General features: G+C 46.6%; 8 protein-coding genes and 1 pseudogene. 3 read left to right on the top strand and 6 right to left on the bottom strand.

The window, feature by feature from the left end; genetic code table 11:
* Nucleotides 1-93: 93 nt before the first annotated feature.
* Nucleotides 94-1,296, bottom strand: coding sequence for an MFS transporter (locus D829_RS0101570; protein ID WP_017687079.1), 1,203 nt, complete (start codon nucleotides 1,294-1,296; stop codon nucleotides 94-96).
* 110 nt (nucleotides 1,297-1,406) lie between these two features.
* Nucleotides 1,407-2,366, bottom strand: a complete 960-nt coding sequence (locus D829_RS0101565) for an AraC family transcriptional regulator (protein WP_017687078.1) — start codon at nucleotides 2,364-2,366, stop codon at nucleotides 1,407-1,409.
* 320 nt (nucleotides 2,367-2,686) lie between these two features.
* Here D829_RS0101565 and D829_RS0101560 point away from each other — a divergent pair, with 320 nt between their 5' ends.
* Nucleotides 2,687-4,273, top strand: a complete 1,587-nt coding sequence (locus tag D829_RS0101560) for a stalk domain-containing protein (protein WP_017687077.1) — start codon at nucleotides 2,687-2,689, stop codon at nucleotides 4,271-4,273.
* A gap of 134 nt (nucleotides 4,274-4,407) precedes the next feature.
* Here the strand turns inward: D829_RS0101560 and D829_RS0101555 are convergent, their stop codons facing one another.
* The 3 genes from D829_RS0101555 to D829_RS0101545 form a co-directional block, all read right to left on the bottom strand.
* Nucleotides 4,408-4,620 carry a hypothetical protein gene (locus D829_RS0101555; RefSeq protein ID WP_017687076.1) on the bottom strand — a complete coding sequence of 71 codons (213 nt, stop codon included), beginning with the start codon at nucleotides 4,618-4,620 and terminating at the stop codon, nucleotides 4,408-4,410.
* 147 nt (nucleotides 4,621-4,767) lie between these two features.
* Nucleotides 4,768-7,011, bottom strand: a complete 2,244-nt coding sequence (locus D829_RS0101550; protein ID WP_017687075.1) for a carboxylesterase family protein — start codon at nucleotides 7,009-7,011, stop codon at nucleotides 4,768-4,770.
* Nucleotides 7,012-7,635: 624 nt separating this feature from the next.
* Nucleotides 7,636-9,549: a helix-turn-helix domain-containing protein gene (locus tag D829_RS0101545; protein ID WP_017687074.1), complete on the bottom strand. Its 1,914-nt coding sequence runs from the start codon at nucleotides 9,547-9,549 to the stop codon at nucleotides 7,636-7,638.
* A gap of 361 nt (nucleotides 9,550-9,910) precedes the next feature.
* Here D829_RS0101545 and D829_RS34350 point away from each other — a divergent pair.
* Nucleotides 9,911-10,992 (top strand): annotated as a pseudogene (locus D829_RS34350) (alkaline phosphatase); the annotation flags it as partial.
* A gap of 155 nt (nucleotides 10,993-11,147) precedes the next feature.
* Nucleotides 11,148-11,513, top strand: coding sequence for a VOC family protein (locus tag D829_RS0101535; protein WP_017687073.1), 366 nt, complete (start codon nucleotides 11,148-11,150; stop codon nucleotides 11,511-11,513).
* Nucleotides 11,514-11,632: 119 nt separating this feature from the next.
* Here the strand turns inward: D829_RS0101535 and D829_RS0101530 are convergent, their stop codons facing one another.
* Nucleotides 11,633-12,856 (bottom strand): GNAT family N-acetyltransferase, encoded by a 1,224-nt coding sequence (locus tag D829_RS0101530; RefSeq protein WP_017687072.1) that lies wholly within the window; start codon nucleotides 12,854-12,856, stop codon nucleotides 11,633-11,635.
* Between the last annotated feature and the right edge of the window lie 6 nt (nucleotides 12,857-12,862).

Raw genomic sequence — 12,862 nt, 5'->3', positions numbered from 1 at the left:
AAAAACGATTTTCTTTCATCATGGTTCACTATTTTAAAATAGATCCTTTTTTTCTTTCATTTTGACCTTATTTGATTTTCTGACTTTGTCTGACTATAACGAATGAATGGGGTCCGTTACAGTATTGGATTCATTCTTCCTCATTCCCAGCATCATGATTGCCAGCAAGACAACCAGAACAGCTACGAGCATAAATGGAACATGTTTGTCCACCTGATAGAGTGTCGTTGTAAGTAAAGGCGTAATGACGGCGGATATCCCCTGAATCGCTGCTACCAATCCCGCTGCACCTCCCTGCTGTTCTTTGCTAACTGCCAGCGAAGCACCTGCCATGAACCCCGGCATCATCAGACCCGAACCCATGCCAAACAGGAAAAACGAGAAATAATACATGGATAACACATTGAAGACTAAAAACAGGATCATGCTTGCGATCAGGAAAAGGGACCCGAGCAAAATCATTGGGCGTGGCTGCCATTTCAACCATTTCATCTGAATGACCTGCATGATCAACATCGCTGCTCCAGAGAACATGAGTCCAAACGAAACCATTCGAGCCGTCGCCGCTGAGGATAGGGCCAGTTGATCCTGAAAATAAAATCCCCCGACAACCTGTAGTGTCATGATACCCATCATCGTGACCAAGCCGGCAGCAAGGTACATTCGTAAACCGCGTTGGAACGGGTTGACTTTAGGCGGTTTTACCTGAATGACCGGTTTGGCTGCCGGGATTAACAGCAAGGCAATAATAAACGCAGCTATCGCTATAAAAATGCCAAAATAAAGCGGCCAGAGCAGACCGATAAGGGTAAATGCTCCTGCAATCGCAGGTCCAAATACTAGGCCAAGTCCATTCGCAGCACTGATTATCGCCATCCCGCTTCCCCGCTCTTCCCCTTCTGTCACATCCCCCATATAGGCTTGGGCAGAAGACAGCACCGCCGGAATGAACATGCCAATCAGACTGCGTGTCACAATCAGAAGAGTTAGCAACACGCCCCCTCCGATCCATGCATTTAATCCCCCATACAAGGCCATAGCAAATAATGCACAGCTAACAGACATGCCTATGAATCCAATCAATATGATCGGTTTTCTGCCCTTCAGATCACTGAATCTGCCCCATACCGGAGCCATGACAGCCATCATAATGGACCCCAGCGAGATAATAAGACCGGAATGGCTTTCTTTCATGCCCAACTCGCGAATAAGCGGCGGCATAATGGGTGCAATTAGCATCAGACCCAACATGGCTGCAAATACGCTAAAAAAAATACTTCCTCTGATTCGGTTCATGCTTATACACTCCTCTATATTTCAGTACAGTATCCACTGTACCTGGAGTATACAAGGCGGAATGAATCCCCACTGCCTCTATACGGAACAATTCACGGCAAGACGGATTATTAATAAATCTTTTTCATCTCGGAGGGCTTAACGCCGAATTTACGATAAAATTGCTGTGAAAAGGCACTGACATTGCTGTAACCGACCGCAATCGCGGCCTCGGTGACGTTATTATCCTGATTGCGTAGCAATTTCATGGCGTTGTCGAGACGAACCTGACGCAAATATTCGAAGACCGTGCTTCCGAAAAGTGCCTTGAATCCTTTTTTTAATTTAAAATCGTTAAGACCTACTTGTCTGGACAATGCTAGCAAAGATGGAGGATCTACCATACAGGCCTCCATAATCTCCCGTGCCGTATGTAACTTCCGGATGTCCTCTCTGGAGAATCCCGCGGGGATTGGCGCCAGATCAAACAATTGGATCATAAATCGATTCAAGATCTCCAAGGCTGTCGCTTCCATCATTAAGGATGATCGATAACTGTTGTTTAATTCTACAATCAAATTGTCGATCATCGTTCGTATCCGGTTATCCAATTGAAATACAATTGGCTTGAACACTTTTCGCCCTAACACCTGATTAAACGCAATCGACTTGAAACCGCCCAGTTGTGCCGCAGCATAATTGAACAGAGAAACCGGAATCCCCAGCGAAAAGGACGTATACAGCTCCCTTGCCGGAGGATGAAACCACGCTTCGAAATCATGCATAAAAATAAGGGCCCCTTGTCCTATCGATAATGAATAATCCTGACCGGATATATCCACATATCGCTCTCCTGACAAGGCAAATTGCAATTCCACAATCGACGTCTCGGACGCAAAATACGTAGGATAAGGCTGATGATATTCAACCTGGGAATACAAAATCTCAATGCCACTGTATGTTGTCACTCTTTTGACCTTACCGCTACCCGCCTTGGGAGAGAGCAGATATGTGTGTTCATCTTGCTGACTATAAGGTTCCTGGGTCAGGTAATGCTGATATACTACGCCTAATGCATCATCCGTGCGCATGGGTGTTCACCTCGCCTATATCTTGATCAGATTATCCTGTAAAGAAAGTCTGAATTAATTGATAATGATTCTCAATTATAATTCTAGCGTATTTTCTCCCGTTCGACCAGTCCTATATATATGAAGGTTCACGTCTGCTTTTTCTTCATGTGGCAACATCATTTTATACACTAACTTACATATCCATTTTGGAAAAATATCTCTTATCTAACCTTTTACACAAATCGCAGACTTCTCTTAACTTTCCTTAACATAAGCTCCCTATACTAAAACAATTGTACAACTCATTACACACGAAACGATAAAGGGGATCTGGAACATTGAAAAAGAGAAATCAATGGCTTGCCGTTCTGTCGATGACTGCCATTCTTACCGCAGGAGCATCCAGCTACACATCAATGATTCATGCCGCTGACGCAACTAAACCCGCCAACGATCATGTCGTACTGCGCACAGCCATCCAAAATATGCAGGGTACGGTCACATGGAACGGAAGCAGTCGCAGTGTTGATATCCAGATCGCAGATACTAAAGTACAACTTCCTGTAGGAACGTCATCAGCCACCATCAACGGTGTGAAAACTCCTTTGGACAGTAAAAGCTACATCACCAAAGGTACAACGTATGTATCTCCACAAACGCTAAAATTAATTACGGATCAACTGATCCTGAAACAAAATAAAACCGGTTTTGAACAGACCGCATCGTTTCAGATGCCTGGTGGCAAAGCAGAAATATCAGCCTCTACGCCAGATGGACAGCGCCTGCTCGTAACCGAAGCGGACAATGGTAGCATTGCCATACTGGATATTGCTGACCTGAAAAACATCAACGTACTGAAGACGGTCAGCTTCCATGACCTCTCCGCCAAAGCTGAAGTTACAAGCGTAACCGTGTCCAAAGATGGCAAATACGGTCTTGCTGTTATTCGTACAGGGGATACAGACAGCGAAGCAAACAACGGGTTGCTTGCCATTGTGGATCTGACAACCTACAAAACCGTCAAAACGTATGAACTGGGCATTGGTCCTGACTCGATTGCACTGTCACCTGACGGTCTGCATGCGGTGATCGCGATAGAGGATGAAGAACTGAATAAAGCTGCGGATGAAATTGACTATGCCAACACCAAACGTCCGGGTAGCATTATGGTTGTATCTTTTGCTGGCGGGAACGTATTGGAGGGTGCAATCACCAACTTGTCGGTCTCTCTGGACAATGTAGAAGGCGCCATCTATCCGCATGATCCACAACCGGAGTATGTTGCCATTAGTCCAGATAGTAAAACAGCAGCCATCACGTTACAGGAAAACAATGTCGTTGCTATCGTAGATCTGGAGACCAAAAAGATCAGCTCGATCTTCGCGCTTGGTACTACTTCACATCAAGCCGATCTGAAAGATGAAGGTATCGTTCAGTTTAAAGAGACATTGACAGCTCGTTATGAACCGGATGGGATTGCTTTCTCGGCAGATGGTAAATACCTGCTGACAGCCAATGAAGGGGACTTGGGCAAGAATGAATTTGAGGATGGTGTAAAAGCAGGCGGACGTAATATTGCTGTCTGGGATCTGCAAGGCCAGCGGATGTATGATAGCCAGAACCTCATTGACGAGGCAACTGCCATGGTTGGCTTGTATCCCGATGATCGCAGTCCCAACAAGGGCAGCGAAGTCGAGAACCTGACCGTTGCTACTGTAGACGGCACTACGTATGCAGCCGTAGCTTCTGAACGGGCAGATGCCATTTTGTTCTTCGATCTTGCTGATCCGGTCAATCCGGACTACCTGGGTCTTATTCCTACAGCCGGAGAATCACCAGAGGGAATTCATCGTGTTAACGGACGCAGCCTGTTTGTGAGTGCAGATGAAAGCACCGGAACGCTTAGTTTTTTTGCCAAGAAATAGATCGAGTATCCTTGGTATGCAAAGGATGAACTGAACGGTGTCACGTTGTATTGAGTAGGTAGGGGCGAAAAGCCCCTATCCTCTCATACTATTGTACGCGCTATTCCGCGTACCCACATATAATGCTGCAAAGGTTATCGACGCTTCATATTTTCCAATTCCCGCCTGTTCCGCTCTACTTCCTCTTGTAATACTCGCACTTCCATCCTTAATGCGGATACTTCCTCTTTGACGCCAGACCTCTTCATCACGAGATAGAAAACCAGATATAATACAAGACCAATCATAATAAAGAAAATTAATAGCGTTATAATACCTGCAATACCAAAATTACTAACTCCATCCATAATGTACGTTTTCCCCTTTCCCATATCTTATTAATTTATATTTACAACAATACCATATTTAAGTATAACGAACAGTACAAAAAAGCCAAGAGAACATGCTCCCTTGGCTTTCAATTTATCTATATATGCCTTCCTATCCGGCAATCCTTATTCCCAGAAGAAACGACCTGCGAACACTTTTTCCGTCAACAGTTTATACGTTTCTTCAGGCAATTCTTTTTTCATCTTTGCCATAACGGCTTCTTTGCCTTGATTATATTGTGTGGACATGCCAATCTCTGCCGTTGTATTGCTTGCATCCAGACGCATGATTGGGGCTTGAGCATCTTTCGTCCAAGGTGTCCATGCCGCTAGATCAGATGACCCACCCGTACCTGGATTGCCTGTATACAGGAACTGCTTCAGGTATGCTGCCATCGCGGCGGATAACTGATCACGTCCTGGTTTGTTCGTATCGCTAAAGTACCCCTCAGGAAAATAGGCAGCAATTCCGTCTGCGTGTCCTGTATAGAAGTCCATATCCGCACCATGCGGTGCGCCAAGTAACGTAAGCAAACGCTCAGAGATGACCCCAGGTTGTGTACCCCATGCAAAACGATACGCATATACCGGCGGTTGACCTGCTTCACTTGTCAATTGTTCCGCTACACGCTCTGCATTAAAGCCTGCATAAGCTTCGCTACCGTATTTCAACGCAGCAGCATATTGTTCCGCCTTGGTTTTATCGGTGAACAGGGTTCCATCCGTAATCGATGGAGAGAAGTTTGGATCACCGAAGGCAAAACCGGAGAACTCCGTTTCCAAGCTGCCCAGTAATACAGGTACTTTCTTATAATTGCCGTTATTGATGGCGTCAAATCCTTCTTTTGGAATCACTGTGCCATCACGGAACAGATGCGGGAATGGGTCCATACGGATTGCGGTTGCACCAAACGCTGTGACCAACTTGTCCGCAGGCAGTGCACGCAGGTAGCTCTCCAGCTGTGTCTGAGATTGCTTGCCAATCCATGCTTTTGCTTCTTCTGCATTAGCCGCTTTCCCCTCTTGCACGAGTAGCTTCACAAGTACATCCTCGGATTTTTGCTCACCTTCTTCCGGTGATGCTGTCGTCAATCCTCCGCTGAAAGCAACTGCTTTTTGATACAATCCTTTGCTAAGTGGAGAGATCAGAGTTGCCAGCACATCCCGTGCACCAGCAGATTGCCCGGCTAATGTAACATTGCCTGTATCTCCGCCAAAACCTTCGATATTATCCTGTACCCACTCCAATGCACGGAATGCGTCAAGCAGACCATAGTTACCGGAGTCATCCAGGGCATTGCCTGTTTTCAGTGCTGCATTCTCGAAGAATCCGAGGGCTCCCAAGCGGTAGTTCACGGAAATAATGATGCTGTTGGTGCTCCGTGCAAGCTGTTCACCTTGAAAATCTTTACCTGATCCGGTCATATTCCCGCCGCCGTGCAGGAACACCATAACCGGAAGTTTCGAACTGGTTGTGTCGGGACGCCAGATATTGAGATACAACGAATCCTCGCTGCCTACTGTATTCTTGCCGGAGATCTGCAAGCTGTTCGCTGCAAATTCCTTAGCCGATCTGGTTCCAGTCCATGATTCCGGTTCTTGCGGAGCTTTCCATCGCAGTTCACCTACCGGAGGTGCCGCGTAAGGAACACCGAGCCAGCCGAGCGTGCCATATTGCTCATAGGTTTTGCCATCAATTGCGCCATACTTGGTCTGTTGCACCGTTTGAGGTTTGAATGCTCCAGCTTCTTTATGTTTCAACCAGCTCTGCTCCAAAGTTCCGCTGCCATTCTTGAGCTGTGTCTGCAAAGCCTGTGCGGTCGCCTCTGCCATCAGGCGATTGGTAAGTTGACTCGCTCCCTTCCCTTGAAGCGCCTTGATTCCTTTCCCAGCCGCATAGGTGGAAGCTGCTCCTTGCTCATAATCCGTACCCGCTTCATATCCAAGCACCTTCAGCAGCATTTCGGCGTAACCTTCCGCTGTAAGCGGTGCATTAGGTTCAAACTTCTCCGTTCCTGTTACGATCTCAGCCACATACGGATGCTGCTTCAAATAGCCAACGACTGGTTGCAATACTTTGCCTGCCTGAGCCGCATCGTCATACGTTTCCGTTCCCTGATAGGCGAGTGCTTCTTTCTCCAATCCGGACAAACGCAAGTAAAGTACTGCGGCCTGAATGCGTGTAGCCTTTTTGTTCAGATACGCCGCATTAACACCTTGACCGCTGCCGCGAATAAGCTCCGATTGGATCAGCTTGTCCATCGCTGCTGAAGAAGTAGGTCCTGTGTTGCCTGCTGAATAAGCCGGTAAACTGGATACACATAACCCCAAAATTGTTGCTACGGCAATCGAACGTTTAATGGTTTTCATGTCATAAATCTCCTCGCTGTCGAATAGTGTGTGATGGGATAAGTTCATTGGAATGTCCATTTGAGATGCGTATCTAAGAATCAGTATTCCAATGTCTGGATGAGTCTATATCTCTATTTAGGAAAAATTAAATCTGCTGCGCTCCTTTCTGCTCGAAATATCTGCTACGGCGCTTGCGGTCATGCCATCAGGCATTTTTTTATATAAAAAAACCTGAACCGAAGGCAAACAGACATCGCTTTAGCGTGGTCTACTGCCCTCAATTCAGGTTTTGCCTGCAATCAGTAACAACCCTGAGGAATGAGGCTCATTCCATATGAAAATGTAAACGCAATCAATCGTTTGATGAACAAAGAACCAACGAATGAACTGACACAGGTATTGCCCTAAAACACGGTTACAATCCTGTTGTTATGATGATGTTAGCACATAATGAAAGCGTTCGCAATATCTTTTTTTACACAATTCAATATATAACATCATATCACTCCGAATGTTCCATGGGTTTTAAGCTTTAATTATATACAGAACTGAAGATATAACAAAACAGACCATAGGTGATTTCACCTATGACCTGCTCTGATATGACGTGATTCGCGTCAAACTTCTAGAATAAAATGTTCTTTATTCCTGTAGCTTGCTCACTTGCTCAATCAGGCTATCCAGCCCCTTGTCGACCAGATACGGTCCATAATTCCAATAGTTGCGAGAAACATTAATGATCCGATGATTTTTGATCGCAGGAATACTCTGATACACCGGTTCATTGAATAGTTCCATCATCTGCTCCATCTCTTCATCTTCCATCTGGGTGAAGAAGTAGTCTGCAGGTTTATCCGCCAGCTTCTCCAATGAGAGCACGGTTCCACCATCTGCATAGGCTTTGTACTGTTCAGGCATATCAAATCCGAAATCCTGGTATATCAGCTTGCCCAATGTGCCGCCTTCTCCCCCAAGTAATACCTCCTTGTTGTAGATGACAAAGGACATGGCCGTGGTTCCCGGTTCAATATTGATGTTCAGTTCATCCCGAATCCCCTTCAATTTATCTTCAAAGGTAGCAATCCATCGCTCTGCTTCCTCTTTCCGATCCATAATCTCACCCATCGTTCTCAGGGTGTTGATCACATCCGGGTCACCGCCCCAGGCTACCGTAATCGTGGGCGCAATTTTCTCATAGTTGCCGATCACTTCCGTGCTTGTATAATCCGGTACGATGATCAGATCTGGCTCCAGATCCGAGACCACTTCTACGTTCCCCGTTCCTGATCCGATATCCGGCACATTAGCCATCTCTTCCGGGTACAGATCCAGTGTTTCCTTGTTGGCACCCGCAGGCTTCATTCCGAGTGGCAGCAAATACCCACCATATGTGATCACAACCGGTTTGGCAGATTGGGCTGGAATCTCAACCGTTCTCCCCGATGCGTCGGTATACATTTTGGTTGCAGGCAGTGGAGCATCTTCCTTTGCTGTTGACTGTGGATCAGCTCCTCCCCCGCAAGCTGCTAATAGCAGGGATAAACTAAATAATAAACTGACCGCCAAAGTAGGCTTAAAACGAACATTCAAGTCATTCACGCTCCAAGTGTTGTATTGATAATGATTATCGTTATTATCAATATAGCGTTGTGTGAGTTCTCCAGCAATGAACGATTCCGACTTCTTATTGGTACGATTTGAACCTTTAAGCAGATGACTGTGCATTGTATATTGAGCGGGAGTTTCTCCCATCATTCGTTTGAAGATTCGGCTAAAGTAGTACAAATCTTTATATCCGACGCTCTCAGCCACATCACGAATCGGAGTATCTGTCTCTGTTAGCAATACTTTGGCTCGGTTCAACCGGGTTTGGATGACGTAATCCATCGGACTACATCCGAATTTGCGCTTGAATACCCGTGCCAGATAATGACTGCTGTAATGAAATTGGGCCGCCATCTCCTCCATGGACACGGGATGTGCGTAGTGCTCCTGAATGTATGCTGCAATCTGCTCGGCTAATTCTGGAGGATCAGCTACCTGATCACTCGCCTGCTTCCATTGACGAAACTGTTCGTATACAAACTGATACAACAGTCCTGTAACCTGCAACCTGTCCAATTCTTCGCCGCTTGCCCAGCATTCATGCATTCTCTCCATTATGGGAATTAGCGACAGCGGATATGTTGCTGCAAAATAATACTGATGCGGGGAAAATTCATACTCCTGTTGTACGTTTTCCACTCTCGACGGGTCGGTACCAGTGGAGCTTGGCCGGGGTTTATATAGAATCAGATAATATTCCAAGGGGACATCCAGACAATGGATATGTATAGTTGTGCCTTTGACACCATGCAGAACCTGCGTCTGGGTGGACCTGAGCTTTTCTTTGCCCATATTAACAATGGCTTCTCCTCTGACCATCAGCAAAAAAGCATGGGCTGGCAGGACATACGGCTTAAGTACCTGTCCCGGCTTCAAGACCAGATGACGAATGTCCATGAGCTTCACCTGATTTTTATTCCACCACTGAATGGCTTCTAACCATCCTTTCATTACAAACCACCTCAAAGCCGTTCATTAGACGAGGGTCATTCCCTGGTCCGATTTTCTCCTTAACATACAAGAGTGGTCCTCAGTTTGTCCAGTTTACCTGAATTCCAGGATCCATCACTAATCGTAAATTTTACATATAGTTAACCCATTTCATACGTTAGTTTAGCAATTGTTGTATACACTTGGTTTGGGATACCAAACTATACATATATTCTAGGAGGATGCATTCATGTTAAACCGGTTTAATGTCCGTGCAGCCAAAATGATGCTCGCGGTGACAACAATTGTTACGGCTACACTCGGAGGAAGCAGTGCAGCGTGGGCTGTGGAAGACACCACCTCAACGACATCTGCATCACCGATTAAAAATGTGATTATTCTGATTCCTGACGGTATGGCTAATGATGCTACCGCTCTGGCTCGTTGGTATAAGGGCTCGTCCCTGACACTGGACTCTATGGCAAGCGGCATGGTTCGGACTCACTCCGCCGATGCGCCGATTGCCGACTCAGCTCCTGCCGGAACCGCTTTTGCTACAGGTTATAAATCTCATACCGGATTTGTTGGTGTACTGCCGGACAAGGCTACCATGCCTGGGCAAAAGGCTATTGCGCCTGGAGACAAAAGAAAACCTGTTGCTTCTGTACTGAAAGCTTCCAAACTGGCGGGTAAAGCAACTGGCATTATCGCTACATCCGAGATTATGCACGCCACACCAGCGGACTTCTCCTCTCACTATCCGGACCGTAAAAACTACGATGCACTCAGCAAACAACAAGTCTACAATGGCATGGATGTTGTGTTGGGTGGAGGTAGCAAATATCTTGAGTCAGCCGGACGTAAAGACGGCGAGAATCTGATTTCGTCCATCAAGGCACTGGGTTACGATTACGTCACTACACCAGCTGCAATGAAAGCATCCGATTCGAACAAACTGTGGGGTATGTTTGCACCCGCAGGCATGGCTTATAATATGGACCATGATCCTGCGAAGCAGCCGAGCCGGGCAGTCTTAACTATGCAATCGGTCCAATGATCAGCAAACGTGCAGGGATCGGCTGGACAACTGGTGGTCATACAGGTGGAGATGTCGTGCTGTACACGTATGCCCCGAACAATGACCGTCCATTCGGTGTGATTGACAACACGGATGTCGCTAAATATATGGCTCGTGTACTGGATCTGGATCTCGACAGCGTGAGCAAACAATTGTTTGTACCTGCCAAACAGGCATTTACAGCCAAAGGCGCGACGTACAAACTGGACCTGACGGACGCCAAAAATCCGAAGATCCTCGTTACAAAAGGCAACACCAAGCTGGAACTGCAAGTCTACAAAAATATTGCACTGGTGAACGGCAAAAAGACAACTTTGGAGGGTGTCATTGTCTATAACGGTGTAGAGGCATTTGTACCACAGATGGCCGTTGATCTGATTCAATAATTCGTTAGAGCTACCGGAGATTACACCATTTGGCTGCCGAATATTTCGGCAGCTATTTTATTGTTTACTGATAAGGAGTAGGTTCCTGCTAACACCTATCGTATAATGAACGTAACCAAAATACATATCATGCAAGAAAAAGGAGAGATTCACCCATGTTGATTAAATTAAACTGGATCACGCTGAGGGTCAGTAATTTGGCAGCTTCGCTTGGTTTCTACCACGACATGCTTGGACTTCCAATTCAGCGCAGATTCGAAAGTCGTGGACGGCAAATTGCCATGCTGGGCATGGAGAATGAAGCCAAGCTGGAACTGATTGAGGGCAGTGAATCCACGCTTAAACCAGAGGCCGGCGTGTCGATCGGCTATGAGGTGAACTCGCTGGATGAAGCCATGGAACGACTGGCAGAGCTGAATATCCCCATTGTGCGCGGACCTATCCAGCCCAATCCGCATCTGCGGTTTATTTACATTACAGATCCAGATGGCTTCGAGGTGCAACTCGCAGAGCATGTCTAATTAGGCGACTGCGCACAAATGTGCTTATCACGATAACCAGTTGTGTGTGCATGTTTGCAGTCAAACCAGATGTAAGCTCACACCTGCATCGGGCAGCGCAAAAACGTTATTATGTTTGTTTACAGCTTCATACGGCGCATCAGCGGCACACCTATGCGATTCAGCAACCGATCAAGCAGCAGCCAGCACCAGCGTCTGCCCCATGGAAGGTGGCGCTCATACACGGCCGAATACTCAAAATCCGCCACAGCACCGCGATTGCGTTTGAACTGCGCAGCCCCGGCGCTCTCATGTAACAGATGGCCGTTCTCGCGAGCCTGTGCGATCAGACAAGCTGATAACATGCGGTATAGTCCGACGGATTGGGGCACCGCTGTGTCGTAACCAAACAGCGGTGTTGTCATGACTCCATTTCGGCAGAAATAACCCATCACCGCGTCCAGGCGCCCCTCCTTTTGCAATCCATAGAGTCTGAGTGTTCCTGATGCCATCGCAGTAGCAATGAACCGCTCGGTAAATTGCGGATTGTGATAGGAGTATTTTTCAAGGTATAACAGCTTGTACAGCTCAACGATTCGCGGAATATCTGCATCCGTCATATCTGATTCGGAAACGAATTCGTATCCATGCTTGCCCAATAATTCGTAATCCCGCTTCAACAGCCAGCGTGACTTCGAGTTGCCAAAATTCGGATCATGCGCTTGGTACAGATAGATTTGTCGGCTGGGAATTAGTCGACATCCCACTTCCGTTAGCCTGGCCGTCAGATCGGGATGAAGTCCAGGGCACAAGGAGCGAAACACAATGACATGCTCAGGGTATCGCTCTTGTACCGATGCAAGCAAACATTCCGCCTGTTCACCTGACATGGCTGGGTACAGATTGGTGGAGAACAGCCAGTTGTTCACATGCACAACTTTGTTGATCTGGGATTGCTTCATTCCCCAACCTATTAGACTGAGAAGCACAGAAAGACCTTTTTCCAACAAAGGTTTCTGCAACATGGTCAATTCCTGCTTGGCGTAACTCACATAATGCGTATATGGCGAACAAACGTAAGCATTATCATACTCTGTATCATTCACCGTCAGCGGAATAACGAGATCATCAATCCGGGCGAGCAGCAATGTCGTTTCCACGTTGGACATAAAGCTTTGGGTCCCGTCCAGCATCATAGGTTCCAGATAAGCCCTGGCATATCTGCCGTCCTCTGTATCGGGCCAGTCCATGTCTTTGAACGAATGCTGATCATAAAGACGCACGCGTTCAGCGCAATTATCATTCCTAACCTCATATGTACGGTCATCACAGTCCAATCTATCTTTCATTCCTTTATTCTTCAAGCTTTT

This window comes from Paenibacillus sp. PAMC 26794, from assembly GCF_000316035.1.
Lineage (GTDB): Bacteria > Bacillota > Bacilli > Paenibacillales > Paenibacillaceae > Paenibacillus.
Note: the sequence above shows the minus strand (reverse complement) of the source record. Positions and strands in the feature narration are given on the sequence as shown.